This is a genomic window from Viridibacterium curvum (assembly GCF_039544165.1).
GTDB lineage: Bacteria > Pseudomonadota > Gammaproteobacteria > Burkholderiales > Rhodocyclaceae > Viridibacterium > Viridibacterium curvum.
Genome location: NZ_BAABLD010000017.1, coordinates 627,721 through 646,497, shown reverse-complemented (window position 1 = coordinate 646,497; position 18,777 = coordinate 627,721). Strand labels below are relative to the sequence as shown.

The following is an 18,777-nucleotide window of genomic DNA, read 5'->3' as shown; positions in this document are numbered from 1 at the left end:
AAACGCATCATAGCGCCGCCGCCGGGCCCGCGCCTGACGGGCTGACCGGCGCGGGCAGCGGGCCCCGTCAGTTGCCGGGGAAGAGGTCCTTGTTCATGGCGCGCGGGCGGGCTTCGGCCGCCGAGATGACGTTGCGCTTCACGAGGTCCTGCAGGTTCTGGTCCAGGGTCTGCATGCCGTACTGGCCGCCGGTCTGGATCGAGGAGTACATCTGCGCGACCTTGTTCTCACGGATCAGGTTACGGATGGCGGGCGTGCCGATCATGATCTCGTGCGCAGCGACGCGGCCCGTACCGTCCTTGGTCTTGAGCAGGGTCTGCGAGATCACGGCGCGCAGCGATTCGGACAACATTGCGCGCATCATTTCCTTTTCCTCGGCAGGGAACACGTCAACGATACGGTCGACGGTCTTGGCCGCAGAGGAGGTGTGCAGGGTGCCGAACACAAGGTGGCCTGTTTCGGCTGCGGTCATTGCCAGGCGGATGGTTTCAAGGTCGCGCAGCTCGCCGACGAGGATGATGTCCGGGTCTTCACGCAGCGCTGAACGGAGAGCGTTCGAGAACGACAGCGTGTCGCGCGAGACTTCGCGCTGGTTGAGCAGGCAGCGTTTGGATTCGTGCACGAACTCGATCGGGTCCTCGATGGTGAGGATGTGGCCGTACTCGTTCTCGTTGATGTAGTCGATCATCGCAGCCAGCGTGGTCGATTTGCCCGAACCCGTTGGGCCGGTAACGAGCACGATACCGCGTGGCTGGTTGGAGATTTCCTTGAAGATACGCGGCGCATTGAGGTCTTCGAGCGACAGCACCTTGGACGGAATGGTCCGGAACACGGCGCCAGCGCCACGGTTCTGATTGAAGGCGTTGACGCGGAAGCGGGCGAGGTTGGGCACGGCGAAAGAGAAGTCGCACTCGAAGAATTCTTCGTACTGCTTGCGCTGGCCGTCGTTCATGATGTCGTACACCATGCCGTGCACCTGCTTGTGTTCGAGTGGCGGCAGGTTGATGCGGCGCACGTCGCCATTGACGCGGATCATCGGGGGCAGGCCGGCGGAGAGGTGCAAGTCGGAAGCCTTGTTCTTGACGGCAAATGCAAGCAGTTCGGTGATGTCCATGTGTCGGTTCGTCTCGTGATTGGCCGTGTCGGCGGGCAAATGTTCTTCAATCCGGTACCGGCATGCGGCAGTCCGCTGTACCGGCGTTGCTATAATTTCGGCCCGCGAGTCGGGAAGTTGAGCATGCTCCGGCCTGGATGCCGGTGCCCGCCGCAAACCCTCTCGCAGCCTTGATTTCACGCCTCCTGAATATGACGCCAATCGGCCACAACCTGCAAGCAGTTCGTGCCCGTGTACAGGCCGCCGAGCGGGCTGCCGGCCGGCCTGAAGGCGCAACGCAGCTGCTGGCCGTGTCCAAGACCTGGCCTGCCGCGGCCGTGCGTGACGCCTGGGAAGCCGGGCAGCGCGCTTTTGGCGAGAATTACGTGCAGGAAGGCGTGGCCAAGATCGCCGAGCTGGATCTGCCAGATCTTGCGTGGCATTTCATTGGCCCCCTGCAAAGCAACAAGACGCGCGAGGTGGCGGCGAATTTCCATTGGGTGCACTCGGTAGATCGCCTGAAGATTGCCGAACGCCTTGCGGCCCAGCGTGATGCACACCTGCCGCCCTTGCAGATCTGCCTGCAGGTCAATGTCAGCGGTGAGGAGAGCAAGAGCGGTGCTGCGCCCGCCGAGGTGGAGGCATTGGTCCGAGATGTCATGGCGTTGCCGAGGCTGCAGTTGCGCGGGCTGATGTGCATTCCCGAGCCGACGGAGAACGCCGCGGTGCTGCAAGCGCGCTTCGGCCTGTTGCGCAACCTGCGTGATGACTTGAACCAGCGGCTGAGCCTGCAGCTGGATACATTGTCGATGGGCATGTCGCACGACCTGGAGGCGGCCATCGCAGAAGGTGCGACAATCGTGCGGGTCGGGACGGCGATTTTCGGTCAGCGTAACAAGCCAGCCGGGTAGAGCAGCCAGGCCTGACGACTCCTCGACTCATCACACCTTATTTCTCACTCATCACCCGAGCAACACATGAAGATCACTTTTCTGGGCGGCGGCAACATGGCGACTGCCCTCATCGGCGGGCTCCTCAAGCAAGGCCATGCAGCGCAGGATCTGCTCGTCGTCGAGCTGCTGGAAGCGGCACGCGAGCGACTGGTGCAGGATTTCGGCATTCGCGTGTCGGCGTCGCTCGATGATGAAGCGCTGGATTGCGATGTGTTGATGCTGGCGGTCAAGCCGCAGCAGATGCGCGAGGCGCTGGCCCCTGCTGCGGGCAAACTGGTGCGCCAGCTGGTGGTGAGCATTGCGGCGGGCTTGCGTTTGCAGGACTTGTCGCGCTGGCTGGGCGGCTACACGACACTGGTGCGCGCCATGCCCAACACGCCGGCGCTGATTGGCAGGGGCGTCACAGGCCTTTACGCCGACTCGGCCGTGAGCGAGACAGGGCGTGAAGCGGTGACGAGCATCCTCGGCACGGCAGGGCGTTGCGTGTGGCTGGCGTCCGAATCGCAGATGGACGCGGTCACCGCCATCTCGGGTAGTGGTCCGGCCTACGTGTTTTACTTCATTGAAGCTTTGCAGGCCGCTGGTGAGAATCTGGGCCTGGCTCCGGACACGGCGCGCACGCTGGCGCTGGAGACTGTCATCGGCGCGGCCACGCTGGCTGTGCAGAGTGATGAGTCGCCTGCTGTGTTGCGCGAACGCGTGACGTCGAAGGGCGGCACGACTGAAGCCGCTCTGCGCAGCATGGCGGCGGATGCGCTGCCGGCCATCATTGCGCGTGCGACCGAAGCGGCGGCAAAGCGCGGCGGCGAGCTCGGCGACATACTCGGCAGCGATAGCACTGTCTGAAGCACAACGGGACTCCAACCATGCTGATCCAGGTTTTCATCTATCTGCTGCAGACCGTCGTGGGTTTCTTCACGATGATGTTGCTGGTGCGTACCGTCATGCGCTGGATGCGCATCTCGTTCATCAACCAGGTCGGCCAGTTCGTGCTCGCCACGACCAACTGGGCGGTGTTGCCGGCACAGCGCATTCTGCCCACGATAGGCAAACTCGATACGTCGGCTCTGGTGCCAGCCTGGTTGCTGCAGGTGTTGCAGGCGTTGCTCGTCAGCGTGCTGATGGGCTATAGCCTTGCCAATCCGGCGGCGGTCGCGGTGCGCGCCCTCATCGCCGGCAGCATGGCCCTCATCAGCTCGGCGCTCTACCTGCTGCTGTTTGCCTTGATCCTCACCGCCATCATTTCCTGGGTGAATCCCTATTCGCCCATCGCGCCGACGCTCAATCAGCTGACGCGGCCTTTCCTCGACCCCATCCGCAAGGTCATTCCGCCGGTTGCGAATGTTGACCTGTCGCCAATGATCCTGATGGTGTTCATCTGGGGCTTGCTGCTGTTCGTGTTCGGTGGTTGATGCGCCGCCCTGGTTGCGCCGCGCTTCGGATGGCGGCGTCACCCTGACAATTCATGCCCAGCCTGGAGCAAAGCGCACGGAGGTTGTCGGGCTACACGGCGAGGCTCTGAAGATCCGTCTCGCTGCGCCACCCGTCGATGGCAAGGCCAACGCGGTGCTGACGGGCTTTCTCGCGGAATGTCTGGGCGTGCCGCGTGTGGCGGTGCGCATACTCAGCGGCGAAAGTTCGCGCCACAAGATCGTGTGGGTGGAGGCGGCGAGCGATGCAGCGCTGAGACGCCTGCTGCCGCCGGGTTGACCAACCCCGGCCTGCGCCAATCAACCCATCTCGACGCGGTTCTTGCCCGCGCGTTTGGCGCGGTACATGGCCTTGTCGGCCCGGTCGATGGCGGTCTGGGCTTCCTCGCCGACCAGCAACTCGGTGACGCCAGCGCTGAAGGTGATGAGAATCTTCTTGTTCTCGTGCAGGAAGAAGCGCTTGGTCAGTTCGCGCTGCAGACGCGTGATGGCGACCTGCGCGTCGTCGGGTTTCGTGTCCGGCAACAGGATGACGAACTCTTCACCGCCGTAGCGACCACAGGAGTCTTGAGGGCGCAGCGTTTCGCGGATCACCTGGGCCAGGTGTTTGAGCGCGTCGTCACCCGTGCTGTGACCGTATGTGTCGTTGAGCGTCTTGAAATTGTCGACGTCGAGCAGAGCGACACAGAGGCGTGATTTGCGACGCTGCTGGCGTGCCATTTCGCGCGCCATCATTTCTTCCAGGCCTTTGCGGTTGAGCGCGCCCGTCAGCGGGTCGTGGCGCACCATTTCGCTGGCTTGTTGCAGCTCGTCTTCAAGGCGTGCGATTTCGCGATAGGCCTGATCGACAGTCGAGCGCAGGCTGTTGAGTTCGTCCTGCGAACGGCGTGTGCGGCTCTCGATCGCGCGCGTCTCGCTCAGCACCTCGTCCACGAGCCCCGAGAGCTCCTGCAGGCTGCTGGCGCTGGCGACGCGGGTGGCGAATTGTTCGATCTTGCCGTGATAGATTCCGGTCGAGTCGGCCAGCTCGGTGAGGCGGTCAATGAAGTGCGCGAGCATGTCGCGCAGCTTTTCGTGGGCATCCGACAGGCTGCGCTTGAGCGTGCCCTGCTTGTAGATGACGTCGCGCAGACGCTCGCGCAGTTCGTCGAGTACCTGCTTGTCGAGTGGGCGCGAGAAGAGGTCCAGCACCAAAGACATCTGGCCTTGCAGCCATTTGTCGTCGACGGCGAGCTCGGCAATGTTTTCGATGATGAGCTGTAGCAGGTTCATCAATGCCTGGCGGATGTAGCTCTGATCCTGCACCACCCACTGCACCTTGTAGGAGAACTCCTGCAATTGCGCTTCGAAGAGATCCTGTTCGACTTCGCCCGGAGTACGTAGCGCCTTGGCGAGCACGCCAGCCTGCTGCTGCAGTTCCGGTGTGTCGATGAGCAGCATGCCTATGGCGTTTTCCAGCGTCTGGGCAATCACTGCGCGCCAGGCTTCGGGTGCGTTCTCCAGCGAGCGGGAGGCGGCTGCGGTGCGGGCTGTTGTGGCGGCGCTGAGCGGCGTCGCAGCGGCTGCGCCAGCACTTTCGGCTACATCCTGCTCGGGCAGGCGATTGGCGGCAGCAGCTTGCGACCAGCCACGCACCATGCCCTGCAGACGTGTGAACAGCACGGTCACGTCGGCGCTGCTGGATTCCAGCACCTGGCTCAAGGCGTCAAGCTTGGCCTGACTGGTGAGGCCCGCCGTGGGGCGATCGAATTGCGTAACGAGGTCGCGGATGAGTACGGGCCAGCCCGGCGCTTCCGGGGCTTTTTCGCTCAGCAGGGCGATGGTCTGGGCCTTGAACCCCGCCCAGTTGCGTTCCGCAACCGCCGTTTCAAAACGGCGGGCAAACTTGAGTTGGTCTGGTGTGCCGCGCGGCAGGGAAGCGGCGACCTGCTTGAGCTGGCGCTCGGGGAACGGCTCTTCAACCACCGTGCCGGCGATCTGGTGGTAGAGCTCCTGGTAGTTGTCTGGCGTCGGTGGCTTGCGCGCCATGGCCAGGCGGCGCAGCACTTCACGTGCGATTTCCGAAGGTGTGCCGAACTCAGCCATGAGATGCGCGCGGTGCGATGAACATGAAGGAGGGGCGCGCCGGGTTTATTCGACGAGCCCGTGCTTGAGACCGTAGTGGGTCAGCTCCGCATTGTTGCGCAGCTTCATCTTCTCCAGCAGACGGGCGCGGTAGACGCTGACCGTCTTGACGCTGAGATTGAGTTGTTCGGCGATCTGCGTGAGCGTTTTGCCCGACGAGATCATGCACAAGGTCTGGTATTCGCGGTCAGAGAGTTTCTCGTGCGGCGGGCGCTCGACATCTTCGCCGATGGCGTTGGCGAGCTCTTCGGCCACGGCCGCGCTGACGTATTTCTTGCCTGCAGCTACCTGACGGATGGCGGTGACGAGTTGTTCGGGTGCGCCCTGCTTGGATAGATAGCCAGCAGCACCTGCGCGCAGGGCGCGCACGGCGTATTGCTCCTCAGGGTGCATCGATAGCATCAGAACCGGCAGGCGGGGGAATTCCTTCTTGATGAGCTTGAGCGTGTCGATGCCGTTGCGGTCGGGCATGGATACATCCATGAGCACGACGTCGCTCTGCGTGTTGCGCAGAACCTGCAGGGCTTTTACGCCGCCATCGGCTTCGGCCACTACCTCAAGGTCTTCCGTGTCGGAGAGGATCTGCTTGAGGCCATGGCGGATGATGGCGTGGTCATCGGCAATCAGGACGCGAATCTTCTGGCTCATGGCATGCAATGTATCGATGCTGCTCAGGCCTGTCCACCGGGAAAAGCGTGGTTCTCCCGGCCCATTTCATGGCGCAGTGGCGCGCGTAGCACAACCGTTGTGCCTTGCGGTTCCCGCAGCAGGATGTCCATGGTTCCACCCAGCGCGTTCAGGCGTTCACGGATGCCACGCAGGCCGAAGGACTTCGGTTTGCGCAGGTCCGCGCTTTCGATGCCGCGACCGTCGTCACTGACCTCCAGCACGATTTCGTCACCTTCCTGCATCAAGCGCACTTCAACATGCTGTGCCCTGGCGTGCTTGCTGATGTTGGTGAGCGCTTCCTGATAGGTGCGGAAGAGGGCGATGGCGGCATCCTCGCTGGTCTCGATGTCGTGATCGGCACACAACACCTCGCAGGGAATGCCGGTGCGCTGCTTGAAGTCTTCGGCGTGGCTTTCGATGGCCGCCGCAAGACCGAATTCCTTGAGAATGCCCGGCCGTAGCTCACGCGCTACACGGCCAGCGGTGGTGATGGCGTCATCGATCATGGCCTCGATCTGGCGCACGCGTTCGCGCAGGGGCGACTCGGTTTCCAGCTTGCTGGCGAGGATGGAGACGGAGAACTTCATGCCCACCAGGGTGCCGCCCAGCACATCATGGATGTCGCGCGCGATGCGGTCGCGCTCTTCTTCCTTGATGGTCTGCAAGTGGTTGGAGAGCGCCGCAAGCTGCGCTTGAGAGCTGCGCAGTTCGGCTTCGGCTACCTTGCTCTGCGTGATGTTCCACATCACGCCCTCCCAGATGAGCTGGCCATTTCCGGGGTCGCGCACCGAGCAGCGCAGGTTGATCCATTTGATGTCGGCGCCCGGTACCAGCACGCGGCCTTCCCAGTTGAGCGTGCTCTGGCGGTCCATGGCCAGGCGCAGGTCGCTGAAGAAGCTGTCGCGGTCTTCGGGGACGATGAGCCCGACCAGCGCGTTGTCGCGGGCGAGGAAGTCCTCGGCACTCATGCCCAGCAGCATGTGGCTCGCTTCGCTGACATACAGGAATTGCGGCGAGCCCTCGGCACTTACCTGCATCTGGAACAGCATGCCCGGCACATTGGCGGCCAGCGCCTGGAAACGTGCGTCGTTGACCCGCATGGCGTCCAGCGCGGCGCGGCGCTCCTGGCGCATGCGCGTTTCACGGCGTTCGCGTTCGATGACGGCAGCCAGGCGACCAAGGTGGTTGTTGTCGAGGCAGTCCTGCGCGCCGGCTTGCATCGCTTCGCAAGCCGCGGCTTCGTCAATCTGCGCCGAGACGACGATCAGCGGGATGTCGCGGTTGCTCTGCTGCAGCAGGCGCAGCGCCGCGAGCACGTCGCAGCCAGCAACATCGAAGGCAGCGATCACCAGATCCCAGGTGTCCCCCAGCAGGGCCTCGCGCAAGGCACTTTCGGTCGCAACACGTCGCGCCTTGACGGCGTACCCCAGGGTCGCCAGTTGTTGCCTCAGACGCAGCATTTCGGCTTCGCTGTCCTCGATGAACAGCACCCGCAATGCACTCGAACCGACATCCTGCTGCATGGATCCCCCGTCGTCGTGACAATCGGCGCGAAGATAGCACGAAGCCTGCGGGGCCAACTGCCGTATAATGCTCGCCGCGTCGCCGCTTTAGCTCAGTTGGTAGAGCAACCGCCTTGTAAGCGGTAGGTCGTCTGTTCGAGTCAGACAAGCGGCACCAGGAATTCCGGAAAGCCAAATTTGTTCAGAGCGCTTTCCTTGACATGAGGACGGGACTGGGCTATAGTCTCGCCTCTCTGACGCGGGGTGGAGCAGTCTGGCAGCTCGTCGGGCTCATAACCCGAAGGTCACAGGTTCAAATCCTGTCCCCGCAACCAAGCCTTCAAGCAAGCAGGCCAATCACTTCACGGTGATTGGCCTTTTTGTTTTCTGCGCCGCCAAGAATTGCTGGCCCATCCATGGCCCACCTTTGGCCCATGGTTGGCCCTCAAAAATTGGGCATTTTGCACTGAGTGAGGTTTTTGACCTTCGGGTTACTGGCCCTTCTTGCCTGCGCCGCTGCCTTGCGGTTTCGCCAGGAATATTTCCAGCGCGTAACGAATGACGTCCGATCGTGTGGGGATCTTCCCTAGCGTCGGTTGCAGTTCAATTCGCTTCCGATCCAGTTCTTCGATTTGTTCCGGCGTAAGTCTTACGTTGATCTGTAAGCGGTCCATTGCGATTCCCCAACCAAGATAGAAGCGCCATTGTCTGTCTAGAAACTAGACTTGACAATGTTGTCTAGCGGTCTAATATCTAGCTGTCTAGCAAATAGACACAACAGGAGATCGCAATGACCAACACTTATCTGACGACGGACGAGTTGTCCGCTCGAATCAAATATGACGTAAGGACAATTCGTGAACGCTTGAAGGACAGCGTCTTGCTGGAAGGCGTTCACTACGTACGACCTTTTGGCGGCCGCAAAATTTTGTATATCTGGGAACGCATAGAGGCAGATCTTTCCGCGTACTCCCAAGAGTCCGCGGTAATTCCAATGGCTCGGGGAGGTGTGTGCCATGGGTAGCGTGCGAAAGCTGGCGGAGACGCAGAAACTCTTTTTGGACTTTCGTTGGCAAGGGCGACGCTGCCGGGAGTACACCTCACTTGACGATACGCTCGCAAATAGAAAGCGCCTCGAAAAGGTGCTTGAACGCATCGAGGCCGATATCAAGCTCGGAGCCTTCGATTACGCGAAGTATTTTCCTGGGTCGCGGATGTTGGTGAAGCTAGGGGGCGCTGAGCTGGAGGCTGACAGAATGAAGGCAGGCATATTGATGCCTGCGGACCCGAACGTCCAGCCAGCCGCCAGGCAATTCTCTTCGCAAAATTCAGCGATGGCTGGACGTGAAGTGCTCATGGCTGCAACTCCGACTTTTGCCGTATTTACTGAGGACTGGCGGGCAGAGAATGCAGTTTTGTGGCGCCGCACGTATCAACAGACGATAAAAGATATCGTCATGAAGCACCTGCAGCCTGCTTTCCGCGAGAAAAGTGTCGGAAGCATCTCGCGTGAAGAAATCCTGAAGTTCCGGTCCGAACTCGCCAAAGTCAAAGGCCGGAAAAGGGAAACGCTCTCACCACGCCGAATCAACGCCATCATGAATGTGCTGGGGCTCATTCTCAAAGAAGCCTCCGACCGGTACAAGTTTACTTGTCCCTACTACAACATCAAGCCGCTGAAGATTCCCAAGAGTGATGTGCAGCCCTTTTCGCTCGATGAGGTACGTCTGATTCTTCAGACCGTGAGAGAAGACTACCGCGACTACTTCACCGTCCGCTTCTTCACGGGAATGCGTACGGGAGAGATTGATGGCTTGCGCTGGGAGTACGTTGATTTCAGCCGAAGGCTGATCCTCGTGCGCGAATCAATTGTTCAGGGTGTGGTGGAGGAGAACACCAAGACCATCGAGTCAAACCGCGACATCCTCATGTCCCAGATTGTGTTTGACGCCTTGCAACGTCAACGGCTTCGCACGGGCCGCACACGTTATGTCTTCTGCACCCGAGACGGTACGCCCCTGGATCACAACAATGTCACCAAGCGCGTCTGGTATCCCTTGCTGCGTCACCTCGGGCTGAAGGAGCGGCGACCCTATCAGACTCGTCACACGGCTGCGACGTTGTGGCTCGCTGCCGGTGAGAACCCCGAATGGATCGCGCGGCAGATGGGTCACACCAGCACTGAAATGTTGTTCAAGGTCTATTCCAGATATGTACCAAACCTGACGCGCCGTGACGGCTCGGCATTTGAGCGCCTAATGGCCGGTGGATTGGCTTCGAACGATGCAGTGACGCAAACTTCGCAGGAGGCTATCCATGGCTAAGTCGATGATCGAGCCTTTGACTGACGATGATGAGTCGCTCGGTTGGCAGCCACTAAGTTTCAATTGGGCGGCGGAGCGTAATTCGAATGGCTTGCCTCTTCAAACGAGTCTGCGCGGAGTCAGCGGAGGCGAGCGATTTGAAGGGTGCTATGTGCTGACAGGCAAGAGCGAGCACAGGGATATCAGCGGTAAAAGGTTCTGGCTGTTGCATCTCCGTGATCGAACTGCGCAAATGCTCTTTTTGGCCAGATCTGGCCGATGTGAACTCCCTCGTGAGATTCAGGAAGGTGACGTCATCTACATAGAAGCGCGAGCACATAATCTGGGCAAGCAAGTGATTGCTGACTTGATCAGTATTGGCCTAGCGAAATAAGTGAGCCGCCGGCCAGCGTGCGATGACTTGCCGCTGGCCGGCTCGGCTAAGTTCTAGGCTCGAAGGGATAGAAAGCCGGCAACTCAAGCGAGGATAAGTTTTTTTATCTAAAAGGAACCGATGCCTATATCATTCTGGAATGAGCAAGAAGAACTGGCTGATTTCCTGGGTAGGCAAGGCTGACCATGACTGCGCGGAGGGCGCGCGTGGCGACGACCTCGGCCCGGTGGCCTCCGCCATCAAGGCCCACACACCTTTCGACAAAATTCACCTGCTCACCAACTACGATTTCGAGCGTAGCAAGGCCTACTGCGCCTGGCTGGAGCGCACCACTGGTTGCGTTGAGGCCGATCTCTATTCCGTGGATCTAAGCAGTCCCACCGACTATTCCGCGATCTATTCCAGCGTCTGCGCCGAGCTGAAATCACTTCGCTTGCCACACGACGACATCCAGCTCACTTTCCACTTGAGCCCCGGCACGCCAGCCATGACCGCGATCTGGATCATCCTGGCGAAGACGCGCTTTCCAGCTCGACTGATTCAGACCTCAAAGGAAAAGGGGTTGGAGACGGTCGACTTCTTCTTCGACCTGGCTAACGAGTATCTGCCCGAGTTCCTTCAACGCAGCAGCGAGCGCATCGAGCGGCTCAGCAAAGAAGTTCCAGTTGCGGCCGAGTTCTCAAAGCTGGTTCATCGCAGCCCGGTCATGCGCGAGCAAATCCAACTCGCACAGAAAATTGCCGCCCACCAAGTCCCCGTGCTGATACTGGGCGAAACCGGCACCGGCAAGGAGCTCTTTGCCGAGGCGATTCACGCGGCCAGCAGTCGTGCGCGCAAGGCCTTCATCGCCGTCAATTGCGGTGCCATGCCCAAGGATCTCGCCAACTCCGAGCTCTTCGGCCACAAGAAAGGCGCATTCACCGGCGCGGATTCAGCCCGCCCCGGCCACTTTCGAGAAGCCGAAGGCGGCACGCTCTTCCTCGATGAAATCGGCGATCTGCCGCTCGACTCACAAGTACGTCTGCTGCGGGCCTTGCAACAACGTGAGATCACCCCGCTTGGAGAGTCGAAACCAGTCAAAGTGGATGTCCGCATCATTGCCGCCACCCATCGCGAGTTGCCCAAGGATGTTGCCGAGGGGCGCTTCCGCGAAGACCTCTTTCATCGCCTTGCTGTCGGCATTCTCAACCTGCCGCCCTTGCGCGCGCGCGAAGGAGATCTGGATCTGCTTATTGATCACCTTCTGAAGCAAATCAACGCTGATGCCGCCGATAAACCAGAGTCACAACATAAAGAACTTTCTCCAGACGCCAGAAAACTTCTCCTTTTGCACGACTGGCCAGGCAATATCCGCGAGCTGTACCACACGCTGCTGCGGGCCGCGATCTGGTCAGCCAGCGCAAGCATCGAAGCGGCAGACATCCAGCGCTCACTCCTCTATATCCGTAAAGGTGGCGAAAGTCTGCTGGAACGCCAACTAGGCAAAGGCTTTGATTTGCAAACACTTCTGGATGACATATCGCGCCACTACATTGGCCGGGCGATGGAAAAAAGTGGCAACAAAAAGAAGCGGGCGGCTGAGTTGCTTGGCTTCTCGAACTACCAAACGCTGGGCAACAGGGCCGAAAAACTCGGCCTGAAGCTCGACGAGAAAGACTGACAACGGAGGTTGGCACGGTTCTCGCCGATAGGGATGTAATCAGTCCCGCCGCAAAGACCACCAGACATGCTGATGCAAGACATCCGATCGCTGAATTTCGAGCCCCTCAGGCCTACGTATCCCGAGCTCGCCAACATGGGCGGCTATGCGGAACACTACGCCTACAGCGATGCCGAAAGCGCGCTGGTCAAACTGCGCAACTTCGCCGAGCGTATGGTCGATGTGATCTACATGCGTTTGCGCTTGCCGCAGGTTCCACAATCCACCTTCGTCGATCTGCTCAAGAACGATAGCTTCCGCATGGTGGCCGACCCGCTGGTGCAGGACAAACTCCACCTCATCCGCCGCCTTGGAAATCGCGCCGCGCACGGTGAAGACGTCACTGTCAGCGATGCCCTGCGCAGCGTGCATGAAGCCTGGCAGCTTGCACGCTGGCTGCACGTCTCCCAACTGCAAGGCAAGCTTGAAGACTTCAGCGACTACGTCGAGCCCCCGCAAGGCGGCATCGATGGCAAAGCCGAGATCAAACGCGTCGCCAAAAGGCTCGAAGAAGAAAACACTCTCAAGGAAGCGCGGATCCGCGAGATGCTCGAAGAAATGCAGGCACTGCGCGACAAAGAGCAGGCCTTGCGAGCGCAGATCCTGGCCGGCAACCAACCGATTCCCACCGCCCAGCTTGAAGCCATCAGCAATGCAGCTCTGGCCGCCACCAGGCAGCTCCGCTTCTCGGAAGACAATACCCGCAAGTGGCTCATCGACCGCGACCTGCGCATGGCGGGCTGGAACGTCGGGCACAACGGCGCCAACACCCCGCAGGTTGGTCAAGAAGTTGAAATCCGGCATCAGGGCACCCAAACCGGCCTCGGCTATGCCGACTACGTGCTGTGGGACGACAACGGCAAACCGCTCGCCGTCGTCGAAGCCAAGAAAGCCATCGTCAGCGCGACCCAAGGTCAGCAGCAAGCCAAGGACTACGCCGATGGCCTTGAGAAAGTGCACGGCCAGCGGCCGATGATTTTCTACACCAACGGCCACGACATCTGGCTGTGGGACGACGCTGGCGGCTACCCGCCGCGCAAGCTCTACGGCTTCTTCGGCAAGGACACCCTGCAATACCGCATTGGCTTCCAGCGTCGCGAGCAGCGCGATCTGCTCACCCTCACTCCCGACCCTGTCATCGCTGGCCGCCTCTACCAGATCGAAACTCTGCGCCGCGTGCAGGAGCGTTTTGCCGCCCGCCATCGCAAGGCGCTGGTCGTGCAAGCCACTGGCACCGGCAAGACCCGCGTAGCCATCGCCCTCGCCAAGTTACTGATCGAAGCCCGCTGGGCCAAGCGCGTACTCTTCCTGTGCGACCGCCGCGAGCTGCGCAAGCAGGCAAGGAATGCCTTCAACGACTTCATCAAAGAACCGCTCTACGTTATCGGTCAGAAGAATGACATCGCCAAGCAGGACGCTCGAATCTACGTTGGCATCTATCAGGGCCTGATCAACGACTACGAAACCTTTGACGTCGGCTTCTTCGACCTCATCATTGCCGACGAATCTCACCGTTCCATCTACAACCAGTACAGCGACATCTTCCGATACTTCGATGCGCTACAGGTCGGTCTCACCGCAACCCCCGTCGAGATGGTCAGTCGCAGCACCTGCCACCTCTTCGGCTGCGACTACAAGACCCCGACTGCCAACTACACGCTGGAGCAGGCCGTCGCCCAAGGCAACCTCGTCCCCTACCGAATCGTTGCCCACACCACAAAGTTCCTACGCGACGGCATCAAGGCAGCGCATCTCACTGAGGAGCAGATTGCCCAGCTCGAAGATCAGGGCATCGATCCGAACATGCTGGATTTCGACGCAGAAGAGATCGACAAGGCGATCTTCAACAAAGACACCAACCGCGCCATCTTGCGCAACCTCATGGAGCACGGTATCCGAGACGCAGACGGTCATCTGCCTGGCAGGAGCATCATCTTTGCTCGTAGCATCGACCACGCCCGCATGCTGCATAAACTATTTGACGAGATGTACCCCCAGTTCGCCGGTAAGTTTTGCGCCGTGATCCACTCTCAGGAGCCCCGCGCCGAGCAACTCATCGACGATTTCAAAGGGGGCGAGAACAGCAAGAACAATCAACTCACGATTGCCATTTCGGTCGACATGCTCGACACCGGCATCGATGTGCCAGAAGTCGTCAACCTCGTCTTCGCCAAGCCCGTCAAATCCAAGGTCAAGTTCTGGCAGATGATCGGACGCGGCACTCGCCTGTGTAAAAACCTCTTCGGCCCCGGAGCGCACAAGACCGAATTCCTCATCTTCGACCACTGGGGCAACTTCCCCTATCATGAGATGGACACAGATGAAGTCGAGCCTGTGACCCCGAAGTCGCTGGCGCAGCGTCGATACGAGGCTCGCATCGAGCTAGCCCGTCTTGCGCTCAAACGCTCTGAGCTGGAGGCATTCTCCTGCCTCACCAACTTGCTCAAGCAAGATGCCGATGCCCTCGACGATGGCAGCATCTCAGTGCGGGACAACTGGCAGCCCGTGCAACTCGCTCGGGACGCAGCCCTGCTCGACCAGTTCGCGCCTGCCACAGTGCAAGTGCTCGCCGAAAACGTCGCCCCACTGCTCAACGCGCTGGATGTGCGAGGGCAGGGGGACGCACTACGCTGGGACCTGACTCTTGCCGAGGCTCAGGAGTATGCCCTGCTTACACCGGGGCAAGAGAATCCCGTGCGGATCGAAATTCTCGCCCTGCTTGATCGCCTGCCTGCCAACCTCAGCCAGGTGCGCGCGAAGGCCGAGCCACTCAAGCAGATCCGCAGCGAGGCCTTCTGGCAAACAGCAGACTTTGCCAGCCTCGAAGCTCAGCGAATCGCATTGCGCGATGTCGTGCATCTGGTTGAGCCTCTGACCCTGCCGCCCCCAATGCCCGCGACAGTCCTCGACGTGAAAGAGGACGTTGCCGAGTACCGCTCCGAAGAGATCCAGAGCAAGGTCAAAAGCATCGACGCCCGCATCTACCAGCAAAAGGTCGAGGCTACGCTGCGTCCGCTCTTCGGCAGAAACCCCGTGCTCACCAAGATTCGCAATGGCGAGCCGGTCAGTGAGGCCGAGTTGGAGCAGCTCAACAGCCTGATCCACACCCGCAACCCGGATGTTGATCTGCACACCCTCGCCGCGTTCTACGCCGACACCGCCGTACCGCTCGCCCAGATCCTGCGGAGCATCGTGGGCATGGACGTTGCGGCTGTCGAAGCCCGCTTCACTGCTTTTGCGCAGAAGTACCCGCTCACGGCACTCCAGTTGCGCTTTCTCGACATGCTCAGGGAGCACATTGCACTAGCCGGTTCCATCCGCCTGGAGCAGCTTTTCGAGCCTCCGTTTACACGCATCCACGACGAAGGCATCACCGGCGTGTTTAATCTGGACGGCCAGCTCGACGAACTGATCGGTATTGTGCGTAGCTTCGGCGAGCCGCCTGCGGAGCTAGGGCAAGCATGAAACGGGTCATCCAGGAGGACTCCACGGGATGCGGTTTGGCGTGTATCGCGATGATGGTTGGTACGCGATACAAAACCATCAAGAAACAGGCCCATGAACTCCTGCATGATTGGCCATCCGGGCCACGTTCGTTCTACACAGAGCCAACGCATCTGAAAACGCTTCTGAAAGCCCACAGCATTGAATACGGCCACTACCGCCGAACCAGTAACTGGCGCCAAATCAAGGCCGAGTTGGCGATTGCAGCGATCAATCTCCAGAAAAACGGTAACTGGCACTGGGTTGTATTCAAGCAGCAGGCCAACGATGCCTACATTCTTGACCCACGCGCCAAACAAGAAAAACGAAGAGATTTTGGACGCGCGAAACTCCACGCATATCTGCCAATCCGACTCACTGAACACCTCGGCGTACTGACACACAAAATCCCATGATCACCGGCGAACTCAAGAACCGCATCAACAGCCTCTGGACCGAATTCTGGACCGGCGGCATCACTAACCCTCTCACTGTGATCGAGCAGATCACCTTCCTCATGTACGCCCGCATGCTGGACATGGCCGAGCGCCGAGATGAGCGCATGAGCCAGGTCTCCGGCAAAAGCTTCAAGCCCCGTTTTGCGGCCAACGAGCAAGACTGCCGCTGGGAGGGATGGCGCCACCTGGGTGGGGCGGAAATGCTGCCGCATGTCCGTGATCGCGTCTTCCCACACTTCCGCCGCCTCGCCGCGGAGGCTGGCGACAATCCGTTCGCCGAGTTCATGAAAGACGCTCAGCTCATGGTGCAGAAAGAACAGCTGCTGGTCAAAGCTGTCAATATGATCAACGATCTGCCCCTGGAGCGAGGTGATACGAAGGGAGACCTCTACGAGCACCTCCTCAGCAAGCTCACCACTGCCGGCATCAACGGCCAGTTCCGCACCCCGCGCCACATCATCCGCATGATGGTCGAGCTCATGGCCCCGCAGCCCACCGACCGCATCTGCGACCCCGCCTGCGGCACCGCCGGCTTCCTCGTCGAAAGCTACGATTACCTGCTGCGCAAATACTCCAGCGCCGCCGGCACCCACACCGAAATCGTCGATGGCGAGCCCGTCACCCTCTACAGCGGCGACCTGCTCCAGGAGCACCGCAAGCACGTGGACACCGACATGTTCCACGCCTTCGATTTCGACGCCACGATGCTGCGCATCGCCACCATGAACCTCGTCATGCACGGCGTTGCCGAGCCAGACGTACACTATCAGGACACCCTCAGCCAGAAATTCGAAGAGCGCTACCCGCGCTCAGCCAAAAACGGCTTCGACCTCATCCTCGCCAACCCGCCTTTCAAGGGCAGCCTGGACGAGCAAGACGTCGCGCCCGACATCCTCCGCACCGTCAAGACCAAGAAGACCGAGCTCCTCTTCGTCGCCCTCATCCTGCGCATGCTCAAGGTTGGCGGCCGCAGCGCCACCATCGTGCCCGATGGCGTGCTCTTCGGTTCCAGCAAGGCCCATGCGCAGATGCGTAAACATCTGGTCGAAGACAACCAGCTCGAAGCCGTTATCTCCCTGCCTTCCGGTGTGTTCAAGCCCTATGCCGGCGTCTCCACCGCCATCATCATCTTCAGCAAGGGCGGCAAGACCGACGAAGTCTTCTTCTACGACGTGCAGGCCGATGGCCTCTCGCTGGACGACAAACGCCAGCCGATCAAGGACAACGACCTTCCCGACGTCCTCGCCCAATGGCAGCAATGGCGCGACCGCCTCCCCCCTCTACCGCGTGCGGGAGAGGGGCCGGGGGAGAGGGCGGATTTCACCGACCGCACGCAGAAAGCCTTCAGCGTGCGGCTCGCCGACATCGCCGCGCAGAACTACGACCTGTCGATTAACCGCTACAAGCAGCAGGTTCACGTCGCGGAGAAGCACGACAACCCGCGCGACATCCTCAAGCGCCTGAAGGAGCTGGAGAACGAGATCCAGAAGGAATTGGCAGAGCTGGAGGGGATGCTGGGATGAGTGGCGTGAAACTTGGCGAAATATGCGATTTCGTTAACGGCAAAGCATTCAATGCTGACGATTGGAAAACTTCAGGAGTGCCCATTGTTCGGATTCAAAATCTGAACGACGAAACCAAACCATTTAACTATTGCAACTCAACGGTAGATGAAAAATTCCACGTCAATACTGGTGATTTGCTGTTCTCATGGTCAGGAACACCGGGCACATCATTTGGAGCGTTCATTTGGGAGCGCGGCCATGCTTACCTCAATCAACACATCTTCAACGTCAAAGTCCGTCACGACGTAGATAAGAGGTACTTGTTTCACTCGCTCAATGCGAGCATGCACTTAATGATTGATCAAGCGCATGGAGGGGTGGGCCTTCAGCACATCACCAAAAAGAAGCTTGAAGGCATCGAAATCGCGCTGCCTGAGCTAAAGGAACAAAAACGCATCGCCGCCATTCTCGACAAGGCCGACAGCCTGCGCCGCAAACGCCAGCAAGCCATCCGCCTCGCCGACGACTTCCTCCGCGCTGTCTTCCTCGACATGTTCGGCGACCCGGTCACCAACCCGAAGGGTTGGCCGGTCGGCACGATCCGCGATCTGGTGGCATCTGCCAATTACGGGACATCAGAAAAAGCCGACGAAACAGAGGGGCAGTACCCGATTCTGCGCATGAACAACCTGACCTATGAAGGACGACTGAATCTCTCGTCGCTCAAATATGTAGATCTGGATGAGAAGGTGGCAGACAAGTATCTCGCCCGCAAAGGTGATCTGCTCTTCAACCGGACCAATAGCAAAGAACTGGTTGGAAAGACTGCCGTGTACGACCGCGACGAGACGATGGCCATCGCCGGCTATCTGGTCCGAGTCCGCATGAATGAACGAGGCAACCCTTACTACGTGTCGGCATACCTGAACTCCACACATGGCAAAGCCACGTTGCAATCCATGTGCAAGTCCATCGTTGGTATGGCGAACATCAATGCGCAGGAAATGCAGAACATCCAGATCATGCTACCCCCGATTGATCTTCAAGACCGTTACGCCAACGTGGTCGAAAAGATGCGAGCAATAGAGCAAACTTTTTCGCAATCTGGTGAGGTCTGCGACAAATTGAGCGCGGCACTCTCCCTAGATCTTTTGAGCTGATTAC

The 18,777-nt window shown here is 59.8% G+C and carries 16 protein-coding genes and 2 tRNA genes; 13 read left to right on the top strand and 5 right to left on the bottom strand.

From position 1 onward, the window contains the following. Positions 1 to 67 precede the first annotated feature (67 nt). The gene (locus ABEA02_RS19365; protein WP_345534755.1) at positions 68 to 1,114 is read right to left on the bottom strand and encodes a type IV pilus twitching motility protein PilT; all 1,047 of its coding nucleotides are present in this window, start codon (positions 1,112 to 1,114) and stop codon (positions 68 to 70) included. A gap of 191 nt (positions 1,115 to 1,305) precedes the next feature. Between ABEA02_RS19365 and ABEA02_RS19360 the strand changes: the two genes are divergently transcribed. From ABEA02_RS19360 to ABEA02_RS19345, 4 genes are all read left to right on the top strand, one after another. Continuing rightward, entirely contained in the window at positions 1,306 to 2,004 is a 699-nt protein-coding gene (locus ABEA02_RS19360) for a YggS family pyridoxal phosphate-dependent enzyme (RefSeq protein WP_345534754.1), read from the top strand. A 66-nt stretch (positions 2,005 to 2,070) separates the two neighbouring features. Further along, positions 2,071 to 2,892, top strand: coding sequence for a pyrroline-5-carboxylate reductase (gene proC, locus ABEA02_RS19355; RefSeq protein WP_345534753.1), 822 nt, complete (start codon positions 2,071 to 2,073; stop codon positions 2,890 to 2,892). 20 nt (positions 2,893 to 2,912) lie between these two features. After that, positions 2,913 to 3,458: a YggT family protein gene (locus ABEA02_RS19350; protein WP_345534752.1), complete on the top strand. Its 546-nt coding sequence runs from the start codon at positions 2,913 to 2,915 to the stop codon at positions 3,456 to 3,458. Then, positions 3,451 to 3,756, top strand: a complete 306-nt coding sequence (locus ABEA02_RS19345) for a DUF167 domain-containing protein (protein ID WP_345534751.1) — start codon at positions 3,451 to 3,453, stop codon at positions 3,754 to 3,756. The genes ABEA02_RS19350 and ABEA02_RS19345 overlap by 8 nt, the downstream gene beginning before the upstream one ends. Positions 3,757 to 3,776: 20 nt before the next feature. On the opposite strand, the gene ABEA02_RS19340 is transcribed toward ABEA02_RS19345, so the two are convergent. From ABEA02_RS19340 to ABEA02_RS19330, 3 genes are read right to left on the bottom strand one after another with little or no spacing between them, the layout of a single operon-like run. Continuing rightward, the gene (locus tag ABEA02_RS19340; protein WP_345534750.1) at positions 3,777 to 5,561 is read right to left on the bottom strand and encodes a diguanylate cyclase; all 1,785 of its coding nucleotides are present in this window, start codon (positions 5,559 to 5,561) and stop codon (positions 3,777 to 3,779) included. Positions 5,562 to 5,606: 45 nt separating this feature from the next. Continuing rightward, a complete protein-coding gene (locus ABEA02_RS19335) occupies positions 5,607 to 6,248 on the bottom strand; it encodes a response regulator (RefSeq protein ID WP_345534749.1) in 642 nt (213 codons plus the stop codon). A 23-nt stretch (positions 6,249 to 6,271) separates the two neighbouring features. Further along, positions 6,272 to 7,792: an ATP-binding response regulator gene (locus ABEA02_RS19330; RefSeq protein ID WP_345534748.1), complete on the bottom strand. Its 1,521-nt coding sequence runs from the start codon at positions 7,790 to 7,792 to the stop codon at positions 6,272 to 6,274. A gap of 81 nt (positions 7,793 to 7,873) precedes the next feature. Between ABEA02_RS19330 and ABEA02_RS19325 the strand changes: the two genes are divergently transcribed. Continuing rightward, positions 7,874 to 7,949 (top strand) — tRNA-Thr (locus ABEA02_RS19325). 80 nt (positions 7,950 to 8,029) lie between these two features. Then, positions 8,030 to 8,106: transfer RNA gene (locus ABEA02_RS19320), tRNA-Met, on the top strand. Positions 8,107 to 8,262: 156 nt separating this feature from the next. Here ABEA02_RS19320 and ABEA02_RS19315 read toward each other — a convergent pair. Further along, positions 8,263 to 8,445 (bottom strand): ribbon-helix-helix domain-containing protein, encoded by a 183-nt coding sequence (locus ABEA02_RS19315; RefSeq protein WP_345534746.1) that lies wholly within the window; start codon positions 8,443 to 8,445, stop codon positions 8,263 to 8,265. 342 nt (positions 8,446 to 8,787) lie between these two features. On the opposite strand from ABEA02_RS19315, the gene ABEA02_RS19305 reads away from it, so the two are divergent. The 7 genes from ABEA02_RS19305 to ABEA02_RS19275 all read left to right on the top strand — a co-directional run bounded on the left by ABEA02_RS19305 (position 8,788) and on the right by ABEA02_RS19275 (position 18,773). After that, the gene (locus tag ABEA02_RS19305; RefSeq protein ID WP_345534744.1) at positions 8,788 to 10,095 is read left to right on the top strand and encodes an Arm DNA-binding domain-containing protein; all 1,308 of its coding nucleotides are present in this window, start codon (positions 8,788 to 8,790) and stop codon (positions 10,093 to 10,095) included. Beyond that, positions 10,088 to 10,468 (top strand): hypothetical protein, encoded by a 381-nt coding sequence (locus ABEA02_RS19300; RefSeq protein WP_345534743.1) that lies wholly within the window; start codon positions 10,088 to 10,090, stop codon positions 10,466 to 10,468. Before ABEA02_RS19305 ends, ABEA02_RS19300 begins: the two co-directional genes overlap by 8 nt. Before the next feature lie 139 nt (positions 10,469 to 10,607). Continuing rightward, a complete protein-coding gene (locus tag ABEA02_RS19295; RefSeq protein WP_345534742.1) occupies positions 10,608 to 12,128 on the top strand; it encodes a sigma-54 interaction domain-containing protein in 1,521 nt (506 codons plus the stop codon). A gap of 72 nt (positions 12,129 to 12,200) precedes the next feature. Next, positions 12,201 to 15,632 carry a DEAD/DEAH box helicase family protein gene (locus ABEA02_RS19290; RefSeq protein WP_345534741.1) on the top strand — a complete coding sequence of 1,144 codons (3,432 nt, stop codon included), beginning with the start codon at positions 12,201 to 12,203 and terminating at the stop codon, positions 15,630 to 15,632. Continuing rightward, positions 15,629 to 16,066, top strand: coding sequence for a cysteine peptidase family C39 domain-containing protein (locus tag ABEA02_RS19285; protein WP_345534740.1), 438 nt, complete (start codon positions 15,629 to 15,631; stop codon positions 16,064 to 16,066). Before ABEA02_RS19290 ends, ABEA02_RS19285 begins: the two co-directional genes overlap by 4 nt. Further along, positions 16,063 to 17,631, top strand: coding sequence for a type I restriction-modification system subunit M (locus tag ABEA02_RS19280; protein WP_345534739.1), 1,569 nt, complete (start codon positions 16,063 to 16,065; stop codon positions 17,629 to 17,631). The genes ABEA02_RS19285 and ABEA02_RS19280 overlap by 4 nt, the downstream gene beginning before the upstream one ends. Next, positions 17,628 to 18,773 carry a restriction endonuclease subunit S gene (locus tag ABEA02_RS19275; protein ID WP_345534738.1) on the top strand — a complete coding sequence of 382 codons (1,146 nt, stop codon included), beginning with the start codon at positions 17,628 to 17,630 and terminating at the stop codon, positions 18,771 to 18,773. Before ABEA02_RS19280 ends, ABEA02_RS19275 begins: the two co-directional genes overlap by 4 nt. The last annotated feature ends 4 nt before the right edge of the window (positions 18,774 to 18,777 follow it).